The 21903-nt window shown below is 65.4% G+C and carries 28 protein-coding genes; 16 read left to right on the top strand and 12 right to left on the bottom strand.

Annotated elements, in window-relative coordinates; all coding sequences use genetic code 11:
* The first annotated feature begins 8 nt into the window (after positions 1-8).
* The 4 genes from cutA (at position 9) to bla (ending at position 2507) form a co-directional block, all read left to right on the top strand.
* Positions 9-359, top strand: a complete 351-nt coding sequence (cutA, locus tag EDF57_RS15095) for a divalent-cation tolerance protein CutA (protein WP_134094846.1) — start codon at positions 9-11, stop codon at positions 357-359.
* A gap of 146 nt (positions 360-505) precedes the next feature.
* A complete protein-coding gene (rplM, locus tag EDF57_RS15090) occupies positions 506-985 on the top strand; it encodes a 50S ribosomal protein L13 (protein ID WP_054442085.1) in 480 nt (159 codons plus the stop codon).
* The gene (gene rpsI / locus EDF57_RS15085) at positions 985-1509 is read left to right on the top strand and encodes a 30S ribosomal protein S9 (protein WP_132264241.1); all 525 of its coding nucleotides are present in this window, start codon (positions 985-987) and stop codon (positions 1507-1509) included. The genes rplM and rpsI overlap by 1 nt, the downstream gene beginning before the upstream one ends.
* A gap of 131 nt (positions 1510-1640) precedes the next feature.
* On the top strand, positions 1641-2507 hold the full coding sequence (gene bla / locus EDF57_RS15080; protein WP_166675282.1) for a class A beta-lactamase: 867 nt from the start codon (positions 1641-1643) through the stop codon (positions 2505-2507).
* A 67-nt stretch (positions 2508-2574) separates the two neighbouring features.
* On the opposite strand, the gene EDF57_RS15075 is transcribed toward bla, so the two are convergent.
* A complete protein-coding gene (locus tag EDF57_RS15075; RefSeq protein ID WP_134094844.1) occupies positions 2575-4998 on the bottom strand; it encodes a membrane-bound PQQ-dependent dehydrogenase, glucose/quinate/shikimate family in 2424 nt (807 codons plus the stop codon).
* Between the two features lie 241 nt (positions 4999-5239).
* On the opposite strand from EDF57_RS15075, the gene EDF57_RS15070 reads away from it, so the two are divergent.
* From EDF57_RS15070 to EDF57_RS15060, 3 genes are read left to right on the top strand one after another with little or no spacing between them, the layout of a single operon-like run.
* Positions 5240-5623: a PadR family transcriptional regulator gene (locus EDF57_RS15070; RefSeq protein ID WP_132264247.1), complete on the top strand. Its 384-nt coding sequence runs from the start codon at positions 5240-5242 to the stop codon at positions 5621-5623.
* Positions 5613-6179, top strand: a complete 567-nt coding sequence (locus EDF57_RS15065) for a DUF1700 domain-containing protein (protein WP_132264249.1) — start codon at positions 5613-5615, stop codon at positions 6177-6179. The genes EDF57_RS15070 and EDF57_RS15065 overlap by 11 nt, the downstream gene beginning before the upstream one ends.
* A 26-nt stretch (positions 6180-6205) precedes the next feature.
* Positions 6206-6916: a DUF2807 domain-containing protein gene (locus tag EDF57_RS15060; RefSeq protein ID WP_134094843.1), complete on the top strand. Its 711-nt coding sequence runs from the start codon at positions 6206-6208 to the stop codon at positions 6914-6916.
* A gap of 115 nt (positions 6917-7031) precedes the next feature.
* On the opposite strand, the gene EDF57_RS15055 is transcribed toward EDF57_RS15060, so the two are convergent.
* From EDF57_RS15055 to EDF57_RS15045, 3 genes are read right to left on the bottom strand one after another with little or no spacing between them, the layout of a single operon-like run.
* Positions 7032-7919 carry a metallophosphoesterase gene (locus EDF57_RS15055; RefSeq protein WP_134094842.1) on the bottom strand — a complete coding sequence of 296 codons (888 nt, stop codon included), beginning with the start codon at positions 7917-7919 and terminating at the stop codon, positions 7032-7034.
* Positions 7909-8823: a diacylglycerol kinase family protein gene (locus EDF57_RS15050; RefSeq protein WP_134094841.1), complete on the bottom strand. Its 915-nt coding sequence runs from the start codon at positions 8821-8823 to the stop codon at positions 7909-7911. Before EDF57_RS15050 ends, EDF57_RS15055 begins: the two co-directional genes overlap by 11 nt.
* Positions 8824-8860: 37 nt before the next feature.
* Entirely contained in the window at positions 8861-9127 is a 267-nt protein-coding gene (locus tag EDF57_RS15045; protein ID WP_132264257.1) for a hypothetical protein, read from the bottom strand.
* 285 nt (positions 9128-9412) lie between these two features.
* Between EDF57_RS15045 and EDF57_RS15040 the strand changes: the two genes are divergently transcribed.
* Positions 9413-9745, top strand: coding sequence for a UrcA family protein (locus EDF57_RS15040; protein WP_243654126.1), 333 nt, complete (start codon positions 9413-9415; stop codon positions 9743-9745).
* A gap of 73 nt (positions 9746-9818) precedes the next feature.
* Here EDF57_RS15040 and EDF57_RS15035 read toward each other — a convergent pair whose 3' ends face one another.
* The 3 genes from EDF57_RS15035 to EDF57_RS15025 all read right to left on the bottom strand — a co-directional run bounded on the left by EDF57_RS15035 (position 9819) and on the right by EDF57_RS15025 (position 13514).
* Complete coding sequence (locus EDF57_RS15035) at positions 9819-10565, bottom strand: LytTR family DNA-binding domain-containing protein (protein WP_134094911.1); 747 nt, start codon at positions 10563-10565, stop codon at positions 9819-9821.
* 1 nt (position 10566) lies between these two features.
* Positions 10567-11865: a histidine kinase gene (locus EDF57_RS15030; RefSeq protein ID WP_347876954.1), complete on the bottom strand. Its 1299-nt coding sequence runs from the start codon at positions 11863-11865 to the stop codon at positions 10567-10569.
* A 125-nt stretch (positions 11866-11990) separates the two neighbouring features.
* Positions 11991-13514 (bottom strand): fumarate hydratase, encoded by a 1524-nt coding sequence (locus EDF57_RS15025; protein ID WP_134094840.1) that lies wholly within the window; start codon positions 13512-13514, stop codon positions 11991-11993.
* A gap of 285 nt (positions 13515-13799) precedes the next feature.
* Between EDF57_RS15025 and EDF57_RS15020 the strand changes: the two genes are divergently transcribed.
* The 5 genes from EDF57_RS15020 to EDF57_RS15000 all read left to right on the top strand — a co-directional run bounded on the left by EDF57_RS15020 (position 13800) and on the right by EDF57_RS15000 (position 17306).
* Positions 13800-14393 carry a protein-L-isoaspartate O-methyltransferase gene (locus EDF57_RS15020; protein ID WP_134094839.1) on the top strand — a complete coding sequence of 198 codons (594 nt, stop codon included), beginning with the start codon at positions 13800-13802 and terminating at the stop codon, positions 14391-14393.
* Positions 14394-14395: 2 nt separating this feature from the next.
* Positions 14396-15853, top strand: coding sequence for a TolC family outer membrane protein (locus tag EDF57_RS15015; RefSeq protein WP_134094838.1), 1458 nt, complete (start codon positions 14396-14398; stop codon positions 15851-15853).
* An 89-nt stretch (positions 15854-15942) separates the two neighbouring features.
* The gene (locus EDF57_RS15010) at positions 15943-16401 is read left to right on the top strand and encodes a DUF2497 domain-containing protein (protein ID WP_132264265.1); all 459 of its coding nucleotides are present in this window, start codon (positions 15943-15945) and stop codon (positions 16399-16401) included.
* Positions 16402-16488: 87 nt separating this feature from the next.
* Positions 16489-16920, top strand: a complete 432-nt coding sequence (locus EDF57_RS15005) for an acyl-CoA thioesterase (protein ID WP_134094837.1) — start codon at positions 16489-16491, stop codon at positions 16918-16920.
* Positions 16917-17306, top strand: a complete 390-nt coding sequence (locus tag EDF57_RS15000) for a (2Fe-2S) ferredoxin domain-containing protein (protein WP_134094836.1) — start codon at positions 16917-16919, stop codon at positions 17304-17306. Before EDF57_RS15005 ends, EDF57_RS15000 begins: the two co-directional genes overlap by 4 nt.
* 34 nt (positions 17307-17340) lie before the next feature.
* Here the strand turns inward: EDF57_RS15000 and EDF57_RS14995 are convergent, their stop codons facing one another.
* Complete coding sequence (locus EDF57_RS14995) at positions 17341-17634, bottom strand: hypothetical protein (protein WP_132265251.1); 294 nt, start codon at positions 17632-17634, stop codon at positions 17341-17343.
* A 139-nt stretch (positions 17635-17773) separates the two neighbouring features.
* On the opposite strand from EDF57_RS14995, the gene EDF57_RS14990 reads away from it, so the two are divergent.
* The 3 genes from EDF57_RS14990 to xth all read left to right on the top strand — a co-directional run bounded on the left by EDF57_RS14990 (position 17774) and on the right by xth (position 19503).
* On the top strand, positions 17774-18199 hold the full coding sequence (locus EDF57_RS14990) for a CBS domain-containing protein (RefSeq protein WP_134094835.1): 426 nt from the start codon (positions 17774-17776) through the stop codon (positions 18197-18199).
* Between the two features lie 198 nt (positions 18200-18397).
* Positions 18398-18730 carry an iron-sulfur cluster insertion protein ErpA gene (gene erpA / locus EDF57_RS14985; protein WP_132264273.1) on the top strand — a complete coding sequence of 111 codons (333 nt, stop codon included), beginning with the start codon at positions 18398-18400 and terminating at the stop codon, positions 18728-18730.
* Complete coding sequence (gene xth, locus EDF57_RS14980) at positions 18727-19503, top strand: exodeoxyribonuclease III (protein WP_208324875.1); 777 nt, start codon at positions 18727-18729, stop codon at positions 19501-19503. The genes erpA and xth overlap by 4 nt, the downstream gene beginning before the upstream one ends.
* Positions 19504-19629: 126 nt before the next feature.
* Here xth and EDF57_RS14975 read toward each other — a convergent pair whose 3' ends face one another.
* The 4 genes from EDF57_RS14975 to EDF57_RS14960 all read right to left on the bottom strand — a co-directional run bounded on the left by EDF57_RS14975 (position 19630) and on the right by EDF57_RS14960 (position 21825).
* A complete protein-coding gene (locus EDF57_RS14975) occupies positions 19630-20298 on the bottom strand; it encodes a cell wall hydrolase (protein WP_132264276.1) in 669 nt (222 codons plus the stop codon).
* Positions 20299-20491: 193 nt separating this feature from the next.
* The gene (locus tag EDF57_RS14970) at positions 20492-20848 is read right to left on the bottom strand and encodes a DUF1491 family protein (RefSeq protein ID WP_134094833.1); all 357 of its coding nucleotides are present in this window, start codon (positions 20846-20848) and stop codon (positions 20492-20494) included.
* Position 20849: 1 nt separating this feature from the next.
* Positions 20850-21338 (bottom strand): PaaI family thioesterase, encoded by a 489-nt coding sequence (locus EDF57_RS14965; RefSeq protein ID WP_243841075.1) that lies wholly within the window; start codon positions 21336-21338, stop codon positions 20850-20852.
* Positions 21339-21363: 25 nt separating this feature from the next.
* Positions 21364-21825, bottom strand: a complete 462-nt coding sequence (locus EDF57_RS14960) for a PTS sugar transporter subunit IIA (protein WP_132264281.1) — start codon at positions 21823-21825, stop codon at positions 21364-21366.
* Positions 21826-21903 lie beyond the last annotated feature (78 nt).

Here is a 21903-nt window from a genome sequence, read left to right as displayed (position 1 = left end):
CGGATCATGTGAGCGGACAGGCCAACGGTCCGGCGCTTACACCCGCGCTCATCTGGTGCCCCTTCCCCGATGAGGAGAGCGCGCTGAAGGCTGCCAATGCCCTGCTCGACCAGGGCCTGGCCGCCTGCGCCAACCTGCTCCCGGCGATGACCTCGCTCTTCGTCTGGAACGGCGAGAAGGGCACGAGCCGCGAGCAAGGCCTGCTGGTGAAGACCAACGCCGCCCTGCTCGATGCCGCCACGGCGCGGCTGGCCGAAATTCATCCTTACGAGGAGCCCGCGGTGCTGGGCTGGCGGTGCGACACTGCCGCGCCGGCGACTACCGCCTGGCTGGCCGCGATCGGCAGCACGCAACCTTAGAGGTATCATTTTACCTCTCTGGAATGCCGCGCTCTGCTTGACTTGCCGGCCCTTTTCGACGATTTGGCCGCCTTCCCGCGGTGCCGGAGATTCGTGAAAGCGATCGATTCGGCCTCTGCGACATGAACATTAGGGATAGACCAGCCATGAAGGCGCTTACGAAGGTCACCCGGTCGATCAAGCCGGCCGAGGTGGAAAAGAAGTGGCATCTGATCGATGCCGAGGGTCTGGTGGTTGGCCGTCTCGCGGTCGTTATCGCCGACCTCCTGCGCGGCAAGCACAAGCCGAGCTTCACCCCGCACGTCGATTGCGGCGACCACGTCGTCGTGATCAACGCCGAGAAGGTGAAGTTCACCGGCAAGAAGCTGGGCGACAAGACCTACTACAAGCACACCGGTTATGCCGGCGGCATCAAGGAAGTGACCGCGGACAAGGTTCTCGCCGGTCGTTTCCCCGAGCGCGTGCTTGAAAAGGCTGTTGAGCGCATGATCCCCCGTGGTCCGCTTGGCCGTGACCAGATGCGCGCCCTGCACCTCTATGCAGGCACCGAGCACCCGCACGGTGGTACCCAGCCCGAAGCGCTCGACGTCGCTTCCATGAACCGCAAGAACAAGGTGGGCGCGTAATGTCCGATACCGAAACCGTCCAGAGCCTGTCCGACCTCAAGGACCTCGGCGAAGTCGCTACCGCCGTTGAAACGTCGGAAGAGACCTTCACGCCCGTCGTTTCGAACGCGCCCCTGCGCGAGCAGCAGCTCGACGCCTATGGCCGCGCTTACGCCACCGGCCGCCGCAAGGACGCCGTGGCCCGCGTGTGGGTGAAGCCCGGCACCGGCAAGGTCATCATCAACGGCCGTGACCAGGAAGTGTACTTTGCACGTCCGACCCTGCGTCTCGTCATCAACCAGACCTTCCAGGTTGCTGGTCGTGACGGCCAGTACGACGTGATCGCCACCGTCAAGGGCGGCGGTCTCTCGGGCCAGGCAGGCGCCGTGAAGCACGGCATCGCCCAGGCACTCTCGAAGTACGAGCCCGCCCTGCGCGCCGCCGTCAAGGCTGCCGGCTTCCTTACCCGCGACCCGCGCGTCGTCGAGCGTAAGAAGTATGGCCGTGCGAAGGCACGTCGTAGCTTCCAGTTCTCGAAGCGTTAATTCGCTTACCGAGAGCTTCGGCTTTACGAAAAGGGGTCGCGGGCAACCGCGGCCCTTTTTTGGTGCACGGCCTGTTTCGTTCAAGGCCGGGAGATAGCCGGATGCGCGTCCGGATTGCGCCGAGGGAAACGATGGACCATGCCCTTTCCCGCCGTCACCTGATCGCTGGCCTCGCCCTGGCTGCGCTCGCCTGTCCCGCCCAGGCAGCGTCCGATCTGGAAGAAATCGAGCGGCAGCACGGCATGAGCATCGGCGCGGTCATGCGCGGCAGCGATGGCAGGATCCATTTCGCCCACCGCGCGGACGAGCGGTTCCGGCTCTGCTCCACATTCAAGATCTTCCTGGCCGCCGAAGTGTACCGCCAGGCGGCCACTAATCCGCACCTGCTGCAACGCCCGGTCACGATCCGCGATACCGACCGGCTCGGCAATTCGCCGGTGACCGCCCGGCAGCAGGACGGCGGCACATTGTCTGCCGAGATGCTGTGCATGGCCGCCGTCCAGTACAGCGACAATTCGGCAGCCAACTACCTGCTCGATCTCGTCGGCGGCCCACCGGCCGTGACCCGGCTGTTCCGCACCCTTGGCGACAACATTTCGCGCCTGGACCGCATCGAGCCCGCGCTGAACCTGGGCGCCCCCGAAGACTTGCGCGACACCACGACACCCGCCGCGATCGCCGGTTCGCTGGGCACGCTGCTGCTGACGTCGACCGTTCTGGGCGACCACCAGCGCGCGACGCTACTGGGCTGGATGCGGAACGAGCAGAACGGCACCCGGCGCATTCGCGCGGGCGTGCCCAGGGGTTGGACCGTGGCGAACAAGCCGGGGACCAACGATGCGGGCGCGGTCAACGATATCGCCATCATACGGCCCCCGTCGGGCGGCTCCTTCGTCCTGACGGTCTACACCGCTTCGGCGGAGAATCGCGTTACCCAAAGCGAAAGCGTGATTGCCGCAATCGCCGGCATGGCCGCGCTGAAGATTCCAGGGCGCTGAATCGACAAGGGGCGCCGCAGGAAAGCGGCGCCCCTTGTCTTGCAGGGCTGACGGATCGGCCCGGGACTCAGCTTTGGGGCAGGGCGTAAGCGACGAGGTAGTCGCCGGTCTTCGTGCCCAAGCCGCCATGGCCGCCGGCGGCAATCAGGACATATTGCCTGCCGTCCACCGAATAGGTCATCGGCGTGGCATTGCCGCCGGCCGGGAGACCGGCCTCCCACAACGTCTTGCCGGTCCGCACGTCCACCGCACGGAACATGTTGTCTGCCGTGGCGCCGATGAAATCGAGGCCGCCGGCGGTCATCATGTTGCCGCCGATATTGAAGATGCCGGTCGGCAGCGGCAGGTTGGTATGGGTTCCGCCCAGGCCCGTGGCGCGGGTGTCGCCGATGGGCCGCTGCCAGACGATCTTGTGAGTCACCAGATCGATGGCAGTCAGGGTGCCCCACGGCGGCGGGTTACAGGGCACGCCGATCGGGTTCAGCCAGGGGTGGACCATGCCGACGTAGGGCGTGCCATACTGCGGTGCGATTCCGGGACCGATCCTGGGCTCGTTGCCCGAACCGTTCCACGGCGGCACCGCGCCCGACTTCTCGAAGGGCTCACGCGGCTTCATGGTGATCATGAAGGGGATGTAGTTCGAGTTTGCGATCAGCAACTTGCGCTGCGGATCGATGGTGGCGCCGTGCCAGTCGATCACCCCGTCGAAAGCCGGGTAGACGATGGTCTGCTTGAGCTGGGGCGGCGTGAACTGCCCTTCGTAATGCGCCTTTCGGAACTGGATGCGGCACATCATCTGGTCGATCGGCGTCGCGCCCCAGAGGTGGTTCTCGACCAAGTCGGCCGGCGTCAGCGACGGCATGCCGACGGGGTAGGACTGGGTCTTTGCCAGGGTCTCGCCCGGAACGCCGTCCTGCGGGACCGGCTTTTCGATGGTTTCGACCACGGGCTTGCCGGTGCGGCGATCCAGCACCCAGAATTCACCGCGCTTCGACGATTGGACAAGGGCAGGGACCGTCTTCCCGCCGATGGGCAGGTCCACCAGCGAAGGACCGATCGGCAGGTCCATGTCCCACACGTCGTGGTGAGTGGTCTGGAAGTGCCACTTGGGCGTCCCGGTGGTGATGTCCAAGGCGACGATGGAGCTGGAATATGCCTCGTCGAAAGGACGGCGTCCGCCGCCGAAGTAGTCCGGCGTGGCGTTGCCCAGCGGCAGGTAGACCATGTTGAGGTCCGGATCGGCGGTATAGACGCCCCAGGCATTGGGCGTGCCGCGCGTCAGCACGGTATCGTCGCCGGGATGGACGACCTGATCGGGGTGGCCGACGTCCCAGGCCCAGATGATCTTGCCGGAGACCGGATCGAAGGCCCGGATCGCGCCCGAAGGCTCGTTGCGGGACTGGTTGTCGTAGACCCAGCCGCCCAGGATCATGCGGTCGTGAACGACCAGCGGCGGCGAGGTGACGAAGTGGAAGCCCGCCGGAACGTGGCCGAGGTACTTGGCCAGGCTGATGAAGCCATGGTCGCCGAAGTCCTCGCAGGGCTTACCCGTCTCGGCATTGAGCGCCATGATCCGCGCGTCCAGCACGGGGGCCAGGATGCGCGTGGGGCACACGCTGCTCTTGCCTTCCGGCGCACGGTAATAGGCGACGCCGCGGCAGGCGAGGTAGACGTCCGCGTCGGTATTGGCCTTGGGGTCGAACTTCCACTTCACTTTGCCGGTGCGCGCATCGAGCGCCTCGACCCAGGAGTGGCCGGTGCAGACGTAGACGGTGTCACCGACCTTGATCGGCGTCACTTCGAAGTTGAATTCGTGGCCGGCATCGGTGCCGCCGATATCCTCGCCCGGGCGCATCGTGTCGCCGGTCTGGGTGGTCCAGGCCACCTTGAGGTTCTTCACGTTGCCCGTGTTGATCTGGTCCAGCGGAGAAAAGCGGTCTCCCTTGGCGGTGCGGCCGTAATACCACCAGTCCTCGGCGGGTACCGAACCGCCCACCTGGCCGGCGAAGAGGCGGTTTCCGGCGTCTCCCGCCACGCCCACCGGCTGCGCGAAGCCGGCGATCAGCACCACGATCGCCAGGCCGCTGGCCAGGGCAGGGGCCAGGACGGCATGGCGGGCGAGGGGCCGCCGATCGGTTGCCGGCACGATCCCGCGCCGCACCCACGGCAGCGACAGCCACAGGCCCAGCACCGTGGGCGCCACCAGCCTCGGCTCCAGCCCCCAACCGTTCAGTCCCACCTCGTGAAGGGCCCAGAGCACGGTGCCCACCAGCAGCGCGCCATAGAGCCACAGCGCCTCCGGTCTTCGTCGCAGCGCCAGGATCCCGGTGGCGATCAGGGCGAGCCCGGCGACGAGATAATAGAGGGAGCCCGCCAGCGTCGCGAGATAGACGCCGCCGGCCGTGAACACGGCGCCGACCGCAAGGAGGACCAATGCGGTGAACCAGGGCTGGCGATGCGGGGAGGGGAATCGAGAGGGGGGCTGTGTCAAAGTGTTTCTCCTTGGCCACTCCCGACAATTCACGGCTCGGCGCGTGGTTGCAGCGAAACGGCGCAAAAGCGCGGAACAAGTGGGATTTCCTGCCGCCAAGGCTCGGCCAAGGCGGGTTGCACGGTGCCAGATACCTTGCCATAGCAAGGTACCTTGCGAGGCCCTGTACTAATCTTGGCAAGGTACCTTGCGTTGCACGGTAGCTTGCAATATACACTCCTCATTCGCAGGAGATGATTCGATGTCCGAAATCGAAGTACAGCTGAAAAAGGGAGTGCTCGGCCTGTGCGTGCTCGCCCTGCTGTCGCGGGGGGACAGCTACGCCTACGAGATCGCCAGCCGCATGGCCGCGGCGGTCGATATGGGTGAGGGCACGATCTATCCGCTCATGCGCCGCATGCAGTCGGATGGCCTCGTGGCGACCTATCTGGAGGAATCCCCCTCGGGTCCGCCGCGCAAGTACTACCGCATCACCGAAACCGGCCGCAGCCGCCTTGCCGAACAGGTAGAGGAATGGCGCGGCTTCACCGCCGCCGTCGACGGGCTGATCGAAGAGGCTGCCGCCCCTTCGCCCGATGCTCCGATGGAAGGCCCCATCGCAGAGGAGCCGAGCCATGACGCGTAACGAATTCATCCGGCGCCTGAAGGCCGGTCTCAAGGGCATGCCGCAAGGCGATGTCGCCGAGATCGCAGCCGACTACGAAGAGCACTTCGAAGCCGGCGCCGCCGAAGGCCGCAGCGAACAGGAAGTGGCCGCCGCCCTTGGCGATCCCGGCCGCCTTGCCCGCGAACTCCGCTTCGAGGCAGGCTTCCGCAACTGGGAAAGCGGACGCTCGCCGTCCTCCGCCTGGGGCGCGATCCTGGCCTTCATGGGGCTGGCGACCATCGACATCCTGATCCTGCTGCCCATCGTCTTGCCGGTGCTGGGCGTGATGTTCGGCCTCTACGTCGCGGCCATCGCGGTGTTCGTGGCAGGCGGCTTCATGCTGATCGCCGGGCCGTTCAGCGGCTTTCCGGGCGGCATCCTCGTCGCGATCCTGGGCGGCCTCGGCACGATGAGCGCCGCCGTGGCGATCGCCGCGCTGCTGACATTGGTCAGCATCTGGATCATCAATGCCCTCATGTGGTTCGGCCGCCTTCACTACCGCGTGATCGAACCCGCCATCCACCCCGAAAACTGAGAAAAACGAGAGAAAGGAACCAAGTGATGTTCAGGAAACTGCTCATCGTATTCGCCAGCGGCGTGATCCTGACGATCGTCGCTTTCAGCGCGGCCTGGTTGATCGGCGGGGACAAGTTCCGCCAGGACATCCACAGCGGGGACTTCAACTGGACCATGGACGGTGACGATACGGACAGCCCGCAGATCACCCGCAACTTCCAGATCCAGCCCGGCGCCCGCCTGGCCATGGACATCCCCGTCCAGCTCGTCTTCACCAAGGGCGACAAGGCCGAGATGGTCGTCACCGGCCCGCAAAAGCTGGTCGACCGCCTGACCTGGGAGAACGGCCGCCTGGACGTGAAGGGCAAGTGGCACGGCCGCAAGGGCCTGAAGGTCCGCATCTCGGCGCCCGAGATCGAAGGCCTCGATTTCGAAGCGCCGGGCGACGTGACCCTGACCGGGCTCGACCAGGACAGCCTGACCGTGAACGGCAACGGCGCTCTCAGCCTCGAAGCCTCGGGCAAGGTCCGCAAGCTAGCCGTGACCGCCGAAGGCGCAGGCAACCTGGACTTCGGCAAGGTCGAAGCCCGCGATGCCCTGATCCGCGTCAATGGCGCAGGCAATATCACCATCGGTGCCGCCGGCACGGTCGACGTTGCCATCAACGGCATCGGCAATGTCAGCCTGGTGCGCAAGCCCGCGAACCTCAAGACCGAGATCAACGGCATCGGCAACGTCGATCACGACTACAAGTAAGCATTCCCAGGAGCCGTCGCCGCGGGCCTTCCCGCAGCGACGGCAGAAATGAAAAGGGCCGCACCGTTTCGACGGTGCGGCCCTTTCTCTTTGTCTTTGGCCAGACCTCAGCGGATCAGTGCACCGGCGGATCGACCGGCGGCACCGCGCCCACCGGCGCCACCGGCTCGCCCGGTTCGCGCGGGGGCAGGGCGTTCTCGGGCACCTGGTCGATCTGCATGGCCGATGTCGGCACATGATCGAGATTGCGGGCGACCACGCTGATCCGGTCGCCCTCGATGGTGATCTCGTTGAAGCTGGGCGGAGTCGAGCGAATCCGCTTCGACAGCGTGCCCGCGCCGATCATCCGCAGCGGGCCGGCCGGAGTCTCGGCGGTCAGGTCGAAAGCATCGTGAATGTGGCCGGACAGCACGGCCATGACCTTGCGGCCTGCCAGCACTTCCATCGTCCGGGTGCCGTTGATCGTCAGCAGCTTGTTGTCCTTGGCGCGTCGCTCGGTCAGCGGGTGATGCGCGGCGATCAGCACGCGGGTTCCGGCAGGCAGGGCATCGATGGCGGCCAGAGTTTCGGCCAGCGCCTTTTCCGTCACCCATCCGTTCGACCAGGGGAAGCGCTGCCACTGGGCACGCGTGGTGGTCTTGAGCGGAACGATGGCCAGGCCCGGCAGGTGAAGCTCTGCCTCCACCATGCTCTCGATCGCGTGGAACCGCTTGTAGGGCGCGAAAAACCGTTCGTAGAGGTTGAAATAGGGGATGTCGTGATTCCCCACTTCGACAGTCACCGGCACGTCCAGCCCCTTGATCCACGCCGTCGCCGCGTCGAATTCGGGATGACGTGCGCGCATGGTCAGGTCGCCGGTGATGGCGACGGCATCGGGTTTTTCACGTGCGATGCAGGACTTCGCCCAATCGATGGCGCGTCTGTCCTCCAACCCGAAATGGATGTCGCTCAAGTGGAACAGGCGGATCGGATCGCCCGGCGAGAGAGAGTTTTCAGGAAGCATTGCGGGTCGTTACCAGATCGACTTCGCAAGTTGCGAGGTAAAACTCCTCCTCCGCGCCGCCATCGAAAGGTTCGCCGTCGATCAGCAGGCCCATCGGCTCGCCATCCGGGCAGATCAGCTTGAGCCGGCGATGGCTGCCGAGCGAGTCGTGCGGTCCGTCGCGGAAGTCGCGGTTGAGCAGGGCGATGCCCTGGCCGGCATAGTCCGCCAGCGATTCGGCGTAGTAGCCGTTCGCCTCCAGCCCGCTTTCGCCGGGCGTGACGGTGATGGCGGCATAACCGTCTTCGCGGCCGCAATCCGATTCGGCGCAGAACACCTTGGGGCCGTTCGCGGACCAGGAGATCGCCTGCCGCGCGGTGTTGACGAATTCGACGATATTCACCGCGCGCATGGCCTCGCGCACCTCGTTCCAGACGGTGCCGGGTCCGGCGAGCACGCCGGTCAGGCCGATTCCGTGGCGACTGGCGATGACGGTCGGCCGCACCGTGTCGAGCGGGCCGCCGGCGAGGCGGGCGACGATCTCTTCCACGGGGACATCGCCGTGCAGGCGCTTGGGCAGCATGTTCATCGTGCCGCCGGGCAGCACCAGCACCGCGCCGCTCCAGCCGCTGGCCGCCGCAACTACCGAATGCGTGGTGCCGTCACCGCCGAAGGTCACCAGCAGATCCACTTGCGCGGCATCGAGCACGGCCGGTGTCGGCGCATCCTCTTCGGGAAAGCGCAAGGTGCGGACCACCGGAAAGCCGGCATCGGCCAGGTTTTCCTCGACCCGGGAAACGGAGGCATCGTCATTGCTGCCGCTGGCGGCGTTGCAGACCAGCCATACCCGGGGCAGCGGCGCGGCGGACTGCGGGATTCCGGCCTGCTGGCCAGGACGAGAGCGGGGATGTTCCGTTTGCGTCATGCCGCCAGAAACCTGCCCCGCCCCGCCGGGTTCCCGATCAAAGCCGTCCGCTGGAGATCAGCCAGGCGGAAAGGCCGTTGAGACCGGAGTAGAGGATATAGACCCAGGCCCAGCCCGCCGATCCGCCGGCCACGGCGATCATCGCGCCCAGCAGCATCACGAATTCGACGACAAGGCTGAAGCGCCCGCCCAGGGGCTGGAAGAACCACGGGATCTGCGAAAGCATTCGATGGCCGCTTTCGAGCACCGCCTTGTGCGCGGCGAAGTTGAATATCCCAAGGAAGAAGACGAGGATCAGTCCCATAAGTACATACAAATGGTACCGTCAAACGGCGAGGAAAGCCAGCTTTCGAATAGACCGCGATTTTCGCAGTGCTGATTCGCCGTAGTTCTTTCGCGCAGCCCGGATCGCAAGACGTCGTTCGTCGACACCCAATGTCGTTCATCCCCACCACCCGGCCTTCGTCGACCTTGAACGGGTGACGGTCGAGCCTCGCGTGAAGCTGCGGCAATTCGGCTGCAAACAGGTTTCACCGAGCCGGTTGCGACGAAACTCTCTGCACACGGCTCCCCTGAGGAGGAAGAGACGATGTTCAAGACCAACATGATCGCCGCCGCTGCTGCCGGACTTGTCCTTGGTGCCGTTGTTGCCGCAACCGCCCCGGCCCCCGCTTTCGCCAAGAATGTCGAAGTGCGCTATTCCGACCTGAATCTCTCGACGCCGGAAGGCCAGCAGAAGCTGGAACGCCGCATCGATACCGCCGCGCGTGAAGCCTGCGACTACAACCGCGTCACCACCGGGTCGCGCCTGCGCAGCTCCGATGCCACCGAATGCTACAGCAAGGCCCGCGCCGACGTCAGCGCGCAGGTTGCCGGCGCTGTCGACAAGGCCGGCGCCGAACGGCTCGCGGTCGGCCAGTAAGGCCGACCTTGGAGACGCCGCACACCCTATCCCGAAGTCCCTTAAAAAATAACCGGATACGACCTGGCGGGCCCTAGCGGCCCGCCATTTTCTTTACGGTCGGCAGATAAGTCCGGCCGATACGCAAGGCATCGCCGCTGGCGGTTTCCACCGACCACACCCCCAGCCCTTCGTGCCGAAGGCCGGTGACATGATCGCGGCGCAGGATGCAACTGCGGTGGATGCGGATGAAGCGTTCGGGATCGAGCCGCTCCTCCAGGCTGGTGATGGTCTGGAGCAGAAGGTAGCTCTGGCCCCGCACATGCAGCCGCACGTAGTCGCGTTCGGCATCGATGCGCTCGACGTCGGCGGCCGGCACGCGCACCAGTTCGGAGCGATGCGGCACCCAGAATTCCTCCAGCCACTGGCTGGTCGGCGCCGTGCGCTGGTCTCCGCGCCGCGACATCACCCGGCCCACGGCCCGCTCCAGCCGGTCCGGCGCCACGGGCTTGAGCACATAGTCGATGGCATCGAGGTCGAAAGCCTCGACCGCGAACTCGTCATGCGCGGTCACGAAGATCACCGCCGGCGCATCGGGCTTGCCCGAGAGACGCCGGGCCACGGTGAGTCCGTCGGTTTCCGGCATGGTCAGGTCGAGCAGGACGAGATCCGGCGTCAGCGCGTCGATCAGGCGCAGCGCGGCCTGGCCGTCGCTGGCCGTGCCGATGACCGAGACGCCCTCGATCCGCGAGCAGATGACCTGCATGCGTTCCACCGCCAGCGGCTCGTCGTCGACGATCAGCGCACGAAGCGGCGCCGCCTCGGTAAGTTCAGGGGAAATATCAGGCAAAACCAGCCTCCAGAGGCATTCTCAGGACCGTGGCAAAGCCGCCCTCGGGGCGTTTGCCGAACGCAATCGTGGCCGCAGCGCCGTAGCGGGCGCGCAGGCGATCCCGCACATTGCCGAGGCCGATCCCGAAACCGCCGCTGTTTTCCGGGCATCCCGGCCCATCGTCCACCACGCTGATCTCCAGCATGTCGTCATCGCGGCGCGCGCGAACGGCGATCGTCACCGGCCGCTGGGTGGCGGCAACGGCATACTTCACCGAATTCTCTACGAGCGGCTGCAGTATCATGCCGGGCACCATTGCACCAAGAACGGAATCGTCAACATCAATCGTCGTTAACAATCGATTCGGAAACCGCACCGCTTCTATTGCGAAATAGAGCTTCTGCATCTCGATTTCGTCGACAAGTGCAAGATCGCTGGTGGGATCCCCGGAAAGTGTTCGCCGATAGAAGGTCGAAAGATTCTGGATCATCTTTTCGGCATCGTCCTGCTTGCCGATCATGACCAGTGCGGAAAGCGAATTGAGCGTGTTGAACAGGAAGTGCGGATTGACCTGATAGCGCAGCGATCGCAGCTCCGCCGCCGCCGCCGCCCGCCGATATTCGCCCTCGCGCCATTCCGCGGCCCGGGCTTCCTCCGCCTTGACCAGCGCGAAATAGAGAGCCGCCCAGGCCAACACCAGGAAATAGCGGCCGAAGGCGGTGTCGGCCATGTTCGCCCAGCGATCGTAGGCCTGGCCGAACATCTTCTCGGCATCGACGCTGATTTCCGAACGGGTTTCGCTCGTCGTCTCCGACTTGCGCTCACCATCGCCGGCCTCGGCAACGGGAGATTCGCTGGTCTCCGATTTCGGCGACATGCTCTTGGGAAGATCGACCAGGATATTGCCCGCATCGTCCCGGCTGATCCGCACATTGCTGGGGCCGTCGACGGAATCGTGCTGGTACTGCTCGTCCTTGTCCGAATTCATGTCGGCAAAGATCGCATCGTTGATGAGCGAGAGCGCGATCGCCAGCGGCAGCGCGCTGACCAGCACCACCACGAAGCGCGTACCGGCCGAGCGGCGATCCAGAAGTTGCAGCAGCGGCCAGACCGCCGCCATCAGCAGCATGGACAGGACGCAGATCGTCAGCCGCCGCGACACCATCGGCCAGAACATGTCGTAGCCCATCGCGACGCCGCGCAGCGTGGCGACGACGAAGTAACAGGCCCAGAGGGCGGCAAGGGAAAGCAGGACGAGCCGCGCAGGCACACGCGGCTGGGTGGAGACGGGCGTCATGGGGGTCGTCATCTGCAGGGGATAGCGCAAAAAATCCCCCGCGCGCCAGTTCCCTGATCGGGCCGCGACCGACATTCGTCGAAGCGGCACCGAGGGAAGGTCCGGTCCGACGGAAAAGCCGCCGGACCGGGCTTCGATCACGCCGGAAGCAGGTGCTCCTTGGCGATCTTTTCCTTCCACACCAGCGGCGCCAGCTGGTGGACATTCTTGCCTTCGGAATCGACCGCCACGGTCACCGGCATGTCCTTGACGGTGAATTCGTAGATCGCCTCCATGCCGAGGTCCGCAAAGCCGACGACCTTGGCTTCCTTGATCGCGCGGGCGACGAGGTAGGCGGCACCGCCGACGGCCATCAGATAGGCCGACTTGTGCTTGGCGATGGATTCGGTGGCGGCGGGGCCGCGCTCCGACTTGCCGATGCTGGCCAGCAGGCCAAGATCGAGCATGGTGTCCGAGAACTTGTCCATGCGGGTCGCGGTGGTCGGGCCGGCGGGGCCGACGACTTCCTCTCGCACCGGATCGACGGGACCGACGTAGTAGATCACGCGGCCCTTGAAATCGACCGGCAGTTCCTCACCCTTGGCCAGCATGTCGGCGATGCGCTTGTGCGCGGCATCGCGGCCGGTCAGCATCTTGCCGTTCAGCAGAAGGCGATCGCCCTGCTTCCAGCTCTGGACGATCTCGGGGGTGAGGGTGTCGAGATCGACGCGGATGGCGCCGGCATCGGGCGCCCATTCCACTTGCGGCCACTCGTCCAGATTCGGGGTTTCGAGGTACTTCGGGCCCGAACCGTCCAGCGTGAAGTGCGCGTGGCGGGTGGCGGCGCAGTTCGGGATCATGGCGACGGGCTTGCCCGCGGCGTGGCACGGCCAGTCCATGATCTTGACGTCCAGAATGGTGGCCAGGCCGCCAAGGCCCTGCGCGCCGATGCCGAGGGCATTCACCTTGTCGAAGATCTCGATGCGCAGCGCCTCGATATCATTCTGCGGGCCGCGCTGCTTGAGCTGTGCCATGTCGATCGGCTCCATCAGGCTCTGCTTGGCGAGCTTGACGCAGTGCTCCGCAGTGCCGCCGATGCCGATGCCCAGCATGCCCGGCGGGCACCAGCCGGCACCCATCTGGGGCAACATCTCGATCACCCAGTCGACGATGGAATCGCTGGGATTCATCATCTTGAACTTCGACTTGTTCTCCGAACCGCCGCCCTTGGCCGCGACGTCCACCGAGACCTTGGAGCCGGGGACCATGCTGACCGAAAGCACCGAAGGGGTGTTGTCCTTGGTGTTGCGGCGGGTGAAGGCGGGGTCGGCCAGAACCGAAGCGCGCAGCTTGTTCTCGGCATTGTTGTAGGCGCGGCGCACGCCTTCATCGACCACTTCCTGCAGCGACTTCTCGGATTCGAGGCGGCAGTTCTGGCCCCATTCGATGAAGACGTTGACGATGCCGGTGTCTTGGCAGATCGGGCGATGCCCTTCCGCGCACATGCGGCTGTTGGTCAGGATCTGGGCGATGGCGTCCTTGGCGGCGGGGCCTTGCTCCGCCTCATAGGCGTCGCCCAGCGCGCGGATGTAGTCCATCGGGTGGAAGTAGCTGATATACTGAAGTGCGTCGGCGACACTGTCGATCAGGTCGTCTTCGCGGATGGTCACCATCTGCGTCATGGAATTGTGCTCCCGTTTTTCGGATCGCGTGATTTTGCGGCCTCCTTAGACCCGCTTTGACATTTGCGCAAAAGCGCATTTCGCGCGGCGATTCTTATGTTCCACGCGCAGCGGGTTGCATGTTCGGGAACGGCATCGTCAAAGCGTCACGATTGATCGACCAAGGTATTTCAAACTGCTTGGCCTGCATCGCCGCTTCGCTTAGAAGGCCCGGCATAAAGTCCGTATTTGCGGGGTACAGGCGTCTGCCGTCCTTTCCCGCTCCAGCATGAGGAATAGGCCGCAATGACCCTGACCGAGGATCGGTCCGCCACCGAAGCACGCCACGCGATGATCGTCAGCCAGCTGCGCACCAGCGGGGTCAACGAACCCTGGGTGCTCACCGCAATGGGCCGCGTCGCCCGCGAGAACTTCGTTCCGGCCGCCATGCGCGACGCCGCCTATATCGACCGCGCGATCGCGCTGGAAAACGGCCGATTCCTGGCCGCTCCGCTCGTTCACGGCAAGATTCTGGCCGAAGCGGCTCCCACGCAGGACGACAAGGTCCTGCTCGTGGGCGAAGCCAATGGCTATCTGGCTGCACTGCTGCGTCCGCTCGCCGGTTCGCTGACCGTGGTGGACCCTGCCGAAGCCGCCGCTCTGGCGGGTGAGGGCGGCTATTCGCTCGTCGTGATCGACGGTGCGATCGAGGAACTGCCCGCCGCTCTCGCCGCGCAAGTGGTCGACGGCGGCCGCGTGGTGACCGGTCTGGTCGTGCGCGGCGTCACGCGCCTCGCATCGGGCGTGAAGGCTGCCGGCGCGGTTTCGCTGCTGCCGCTGATCGAGATGGGGATTCCGGTTCTTCCCGAATTCGCTGCTCCCAAACACTGGAGCTTCTGAACGTGGCCCGGTTCGCAAAGCGTGCCGGGCTGCTCGCGGGGGGATGTCTGACACTGGCTCTGACCAGCGCTCCGGCGCTGGCAGATACCCTGCGCGATGCGCTTGTTGCCGCCTATCAAACCAATCCCACGCTCGAATCCGCGCGCGCCCAGCAGCGCGCCACGGATGAGGGCGTGCCGATCGCCAAGGCCCAGGGGCGGCCGAACGCCAGCGTCAGCGGCACCTACACGGAGTTCCTGAAGCAGAGCGAGAATTCGTTCAACGCGCCTGCGCGCACTTTCAATGCCGGGGCGGACCTGGGCGTGCCGATCTATTCGGGCGGTGCGGTGAAGAACCGCATCAAGGCCGCGAAGATCCGCGTCGACGCCGGCCAGGCAGACTTGCGCGCCACGGAAGCCTCGATCTTCTCGCAAGTGGTCGCGGCCTACATGGACGTGATCCGCACCGAGGCGATCGTCGGGCTCAACCGCAAGAACGTCAGCGTTCTGCAGACCAACCTGCAGGCCACCAGCGACCGCTTCCAGATCGGCGACCTCACGCGCACCGACGTGGCGCAGTCGCAGTCGCGCCTGGCCGTCGCCCAGAGCGACTTGCGCACCGCCGAGGCCAATCTGGCCGGCGCGCGGGAGACTTACATCCGCCTCGTCGGCCATGCGCCCGAGGCTCTGGAGGCGCCGCCGCCCCTGCCGAACCTTCCCGGCAATGCGGATGAAGCCTCCGCCATCGCCCTCGATTCCAACCCCGATCTGATTGGCGCGCGAGAGCGTACCAAGGCTGCGGAAAAGGACATCGACGTCGCCGGCGCCAGCCGCCTGCCGACGCTGCGCCTGTTCGGCCAGGGCACCTACAACAACTACTTCAACACCCTGGCACGCGGCGTGCCCAGCTCCGGCGTGTCCCAGCACGATACCGCCGCGCAGGCCGGGGCACAGTTGTCGATTCCGATCTTCCAGGGCGGATTGCCCGCCGCGCAGCGCCGCCAGGCCCAGGCCACGGCCTCCGCCACGCTGGAGCAGGAAATCGCCGCCGAACGCGACGTGATCGCCCAGGTGCGGTCGTCCTTCACCTCGTGGAACGCCTCGAACGACCTGATCCGCTCCTCGCAAGTGGCGGTAGACGCCGCCTCGCTCAGCCTGGAAGGCGTCCGCGCCGAGAATTCGGTAGGCAACCGCACCATTCTCGACATTCTCAATGCCGAGCAGGAACTGCTGAACGCCCAAGTCACCCTGGTGACGGCACGGCGCAACGCTTACGTCGCCGGCTTCACCCTGCTGGCGGCCATGGGCAAGGCCGAGGCCCGCGATCTCAACCTGGACGGCGGAATTCTCTACGATCCCGAGATCAATTACGACCGGGTGAAGGGCAAGATTCTCGACTGGGATAACGATCCGGCACCCGTGGCCAAGTCCACCCGGACCGTTGACACGCAAGTGCAGGACGGGAACATTCCGCAGCAGTAATTGGCTGCTCCGATTCGGAGCAGGATTTTCGTCGCGTCCGGTGGGCCTTTGAAGCAGGCAGCCGGACCAGCGAGCAGGGGCAAAGTGGCATGCGTCAAAGCGGTGAACCTTCGGTCGAGGAGATTCTCCAGTCGATCAAGCAGGTGATCGCCCGCGACATGCGTGTCGATTCGCGGTCTGATGCCCGGGCCGAGCGGCACCGCCGTTCGGTGGAGGATCTCCGCGCGGTCATGCTCGAGGACGAGGATGACGATGTGCTCGATCTGGCGGAAACCGCGCAGCTCGCGCCCGACGAACCTGCCGACGAGCCCGCCCTGGTTCATGACGAGAAGCGCAATTCGATGCGCGAATCGCTGGCGGCGCTGGCCATGATCTCGGAACCCGGCGTGCCGCCGCAGATCGTCCGCTCGGGAGAAACTTCGCTGGAAGCCCTGACTCGCGAATTGCTGCGCCCGGCGCTTGCCGAATGGCTCGACAAGAACCTGCCGCCGATGGTGGAGCGGCTCGTCGCTGCCGAGATCGCCCGGATCGTGGGCAAGAAGGGCTGACAGCGCCCCGCCGGTGAGAGATCGGCCGGCGGCCTGCCGGCACGTTCGCACTGGACCATCCGGCCGCCGCTTCCTACTTCCCGGAACATGGCTAAACCCGATCCCGCGCTGCTAGACGCCGCGCGCTACCCGTTCTCCTGTCAGATCGAACCGCGTTTCGGCGATCTCGACGTGAACATGCACATCAACAACGTCGCCATGGCCGGCATTCTGGAGGACGCACGCGTGCGCTTCTTCCGCACGGCGGGCGGCCTTGAGCACCTCGCCGGGCTCTCGACGATGGTGGCCAGCATCGCCATCGATTACCTGGGCGAGACTCACTATCCGGAGCCGGTCGCCGTGCACGGCGCGGTCGAACGCATGGGACGGACCAGCCAGACCGTGCTTCAGGTGGTGATGCAGGAGGGCAAGCCCGTGGTTTTCGCCCGCACCGTAATCGTCATGGTCGGTCCAAGCGGCCCTGCGCCGCTGACCGAAGCCTATCTGGAAAGCGCCTGGCAATGGATGTTCCGCGCATGAGCGCCACCGCCGAAGACGTCGCGCGCGCCGCCGATGCACTGGCGAAAGCCGGAGGCGACGGAATCCAGCGGCACATCTTCATCTGCGCCGAACCCCAGAAGGGCGAGTGCTGCGCGCCGCAGCAGGGCGCGGCCTCATGGAAATACCTGAAGAAGCGGCTCAAGCAGCTCGGGCTCGACGGCCCCCTGCGTCAGGACGGCGGCGGTGTCGCCCGGACCAAGGCCGATTGCCTGCGCATCTGTTTCGCCGGTCCGGTCGCCGTCGTCTGGCCGGACGGCGTGTGGTACCACTCCTGCACCGAGGATGTGCTGGAGCGGATAATCCAGGAGCACCTGATCGGCGGCCACCCGGTCGAGGAATTCCGCCTGAGACCTGCCGCAACCTGATTCGTCCGGCGCCTGGCGTTCCGCAACCGAAAATTCAGAACCGGTGATCGTCGTCCAGCGGATCGACGACCGCCTCGTCATGGCCGGTGCCGCTAGACAGGAACACCAGGCCCATCAGCGCCGAAGCCAGCAGCATGGTGAAGCCGATGCCCAATGCCGCGGCGATGTAGAAGTGCACCGAGACCATCCCGTTGGAACGGTAGAGCAGAATCACCGAAGCGATCACCAGAGCCACCGTCACTGTCAGCATATAGCGCATGATGCGGCGATAGCGCGCCCAGGCGTGGGCGGCCTTTTCGGGGTCATCCAGGGGCGAGCGCGGTATCATCCGGCCCATGTGCGCCTTCGCGCGCCGGCTCGCAAGGGACTCGTGGCGGTGACGGGCCTGTGTTACTCTCCATCGACCAAGCCCCGACAGAGGGCGTGCGAGGAGCGGGTCGAGGACCCGATTACGGGAGATTGAAACGATGACGATCGAGCGGATCATCGCCGGCCGGGAGGCCGTTATCACCTGCCAGGCCGATTGCACCGTCAGCGAGGCGGCGTCCCTTCTGGCCGATCGCCGCATCGGCGCACTGCCGATCTTCGAAGGCGACAGCCTCGTCGGGATCTTTTCCGAGCGCGACGTGATCTACCGCCTGCGCGAATTCGGGCCGAGCGTGCTGGGCATGCAGGTCAGCGAAGTCATGACCTCTCCGCCCGTCACGGTGGACCCATCCGCCTCGGCCCTGGCTGCGCTGGCGTTGATGACGCGGCGGCGCATTCGCCACCTGCCGGTGACCGTCGGCGATCGCATGGTCGCTTTCGTATCGATCGGCGACATCGTGAAGTACCGACTGGAAAAGGTGGAATCCGAAGCCGCCGCCATGCGCGACTATATCCAGATGGCCTGAACCGGCTCCGGCCGCCGTTCGGGCACGCCCATCCGGCCGCGCGAGGCCGTCAGACCGATCCGCAAGAGTGCGCGGGCGGCGCCGCATGGCGACGCGCCGCCGCACAGGCTTCCCGCCGCAATCGCCCTACCAAGCCGGACAGGATTCCTCTGCCCTCCGCGCCTTGCCGCGGGGGGCGGGGAAGCCTACATCGCGGACATGGACCAGCAAACCGTCACTCTCAGCCCCTCGGCGGCCTCGCGCGTTGCCGCGATTGCCGAAAAGCAGGGCAAGCCCGCGATTCTTCGTCTCTCGGTCGAAGGCGGCGGCTGCTCCGGCTTCCAATACAAGTTCGGCCTCGCCGAGGCGCCCGAGGCGGATGACACCGTCGCGGAAACGGACGGCGTGCGTCTGGTCGTGGACTCGATGAGCCTCGATCTCGTGAGCGGCTGCGTGGTGGACTACGTGGAGTCTCTTGGCGGTGCGGCCTTCAAGGTGGAGAACCCCCAGGCTGCGGCCGGATGCGGATGCGGATCGAGCTTCTCGGTATGAGGAAGATCGCCACGTTCAACATCAACGGGGTCAAGGCGCGCCTGCCCCGCCTGCTCGAATGGCTGGAAGAGACGCGCCCGGCCGTCGCCTGCCTGCAGGAGATCAAGAGCCAGGACGAAGGCTTCCCAATCGCCGAGTTCGAGAAGATCGGCTACAAGGGCATCTGGCACGGCCAGAAGGGCTTCAACGGCGTGGCCATCCTTGCCGATGGCGAGATGCCGGTGGAAGTGCAGCGCGGCCTGGATGGGGAGCCTGAGGACGAGCATTCGCGCTATCTGGAAGCGGACGTCTTCGGAATGCGCGTCGTCTGCATCTACTTGCCCAATGGCAATCCGGTGCCCGGCCCCAAGTTCGACTACAAGCTGCGCTGGATGGACCGCCTCCGCCGCCGCATGGACGCGATCAAGGCCGAGGAAGTTCCCGCCATCGTCACCGGCGATTTCAACGTCATCCCCACCGATTGCGATGTCTGGTCGCCGCCGGCCATGGCGGCCGATGCCCTGATGCAGCCGGAATCGCGCGATGCCTATTTCCGCCTGCTCGGAGACGGCTGGACCGACGCGATCGCCACTCACAACCCGCGCGGCGGCGTCTGGACCTTCTGGGACTATCAGGCCGGCGCCTGGCAACGCGACCATGGCTTCCGCATCGATCATGCACTGCTCTCCCCCGAGCTGGCGGACAGGCTCGTGGCCTGCGGCGTCGACAAGTCCTACCGCGGCCGCGAGAAGGCCAGCGACCATACCCCGGTCTGGGTCCATCTGAGGGACTGATTCCGGCGGGACCGATGACGGCACGAGAAAGGGGAGCGAAAGCGGTGCATGGCGCACCGATTTCGCTCCCCTTCTCATGTTCCGCTACAGGGGCTGCAGCGCGCCCCCATACCGATCACCGCCGGATCAACGGTAGAAGATGTGATTGTCCACGCGGGCCAGGCGCGTCAGGCGCCAGTTCGGTTCCACGCGCGTGGCGTGGAAGAACAGCGCACCCTTGACCGGGCTCTTCCAGCTCTTTTCCATGGCGATCTTGGCGACGGCCACGGCTTCGCGCCAACCGCTCGACTGTTCGCGCACCTTGGGCATCTTCTTGCCCTGGATGAAGGAGAACTGCGCCGGCTGGTAGACGACGCCGCAGTAGCTGGCCGGGAAGCGACCCGATTCCGCGCGGTTGATGATCACGCGGCCAACAGCCAGCTGGCCTTCCAGAGTTTCACCGCGCGATTCGAAGTAGATCGCGCTGGCCAGGCAGCGCATTTCGCTGCTCAGACGGCCAGGTACGGACTGCTGGGCAACAAGCTGCGCCAGCGTGTCTGCATCGACCGGGTTGTCCTGCGAAGCGTCCTGATCTTCTGCGCCTGCTGCACTGTCGTCATCCGTCGCGTCTACCCCGTCTTCCGAGGGGAGGGACTGGACGACCGGCTTCGAGACGAAGATCGGATCGAGGTTCGATTGGGCCTGGACCAGGACTGGTGCCAGAGCCGCGGCGCCCGAACCCTGTGCGCCGAATAGGGTGGTCAATATCGTAGCGGCCAGCGCCACTGCGCTTGCCCACTGAACTTTGCTTCGCATCAACTTTAGATCAAGGGCGGTGAACCAATCCGACGCAGGCGGGAACGGAATGCCTTTTAGAGGCGTTCACCTTCCAACGATCCTGCCGACGATTCCCCGTCTGCGTGCTAGCCGGGTTGGCCGAAATGCTACCCGAGCCGCTTCCGCGTCTGCGAAGAGGCCATTAACTTGCATGCCGTGCAAGTCAACCCGGTTATACACCAAGCCCGATGAAGCGTTCGGGCTTCGCGACATCCAGTTCCACGACCCAAAGGTCGGGGTCGTGCGTGCCGCGTCTCTCCACATAGTCCGAGAACGCGAGTCTCGCCGTTAGCGATTCGCCGAAATCTGCCGATTCTTCCTGGCGGCGAGTGCAATGCCAGGCGCGCGTGCCATCTAGGCCCGGCATGCGTTCATAGGCACGGGCGCTGCCTCCCTTCTCGAGCAGGACGAGCATGATCGTCCCGGCGTCGCGCTCACCTTTGCTGAGAACCATGCCGAATCCGCCTTCCGCTTCCACTGCGCGTATGAGGCCGGAGACTTCCAGATGGGCGGGCAGGCGGTCGTCCATGTCAGGCCGTACCGGTCGGGCCGGGGCCAGTCAGGTCGGGGGCAGTCGGGACGACGTAACCGGGCAGGCCGGAAAGCGCGATGCGCGAGCGCATGAATGTGCCGGTGCCGCGGCCCACTTCGTCGCCCTCTTCATCCACCAGGCGCGATTCCGCCACCAGCACGCGGCGGCGGCCGCTGACCCAGCGACCTTCGGCCACGATGGTGCCGCCCTTGATCGGCTTGCTCAGCAGCAGGTTGAACGAAGTGGTGAGCAGGAAGCGATCGGTGACGAGCGTGTTGGCGGCATAGAACGCCGCATCGTCCAGCATCTTGAAATAGATCGTCCCATGCGCCGCGCCGGCAGCGTGGAAACTGTCCGGCTCCACATCGAAAGTGATCCGGGAATGCCCCTCGCCGACGATATCGAGGCGGGAGCGGAACATCTGGTTGATCGGCGCCGAAGCATAGAGGCCTTCCAGCGCACGCCAGTGCAGGCCGGCGCCGGACATGTCCGGAGCGCCGGAGTCCGAATTCTCAGGCGGCATCGCGATCGATGACGTTGCTGAGCAGGCTGTAAAGCGCCTCGGGGCCGGGCGCATCGATCAGCGCGGAATGCATGCGTTCATCGCGCATCATGCGCGAGATCGCGGCCAGGGCGTGAAGGTGAGTGGCGCCGGCGTTCTCGGGCGAGAGCAGGCCGAACACCAGATCGACCGGCACGCCATCCGCGGATTCGAATTCCACGGGGGCGTCGAGCCGCAGCACGACGGCCACGGGCCGCCCAAGACCGGACATGCGGGCATGCGGTATGGCGATGCGGCGGCCGAAGCCCGTGCTGCCCAGTTCCTCGCGCTCGATAATGCGCGCAAGCACGACTTCGCGATCGAGGTGGTAAACCTCGGCGAAAAGGTCGGCGAGTCGGCCGAGAATCACGGGCTTGCTGTCTGCGCTGGAAGTCACGACGGCATCTGGCAACAGGGTAAAAAGACTGCTCATCTGCGTTTCTGGTTCTGGCCCAAGATGGGTTACCTAGGACTAAACGTCCATAACCCCCGGAAAACCGGGGGTTATGCT

The sequence above is a fragment of the Novosphingobium sp. PhB55 genome (assembly GCF_004368805.1).
GTDB lineage: Bacteria > Pseudomonadota > Alphaproteobacteria > Sphingomonadales > Sphingomonadaceae > Novosphingobium.
The sequence above is the reverse complement of the archived record's forward strand: the minus strand, read 5'-3'. Positions and strand labels throughout refer to the sequence as shown.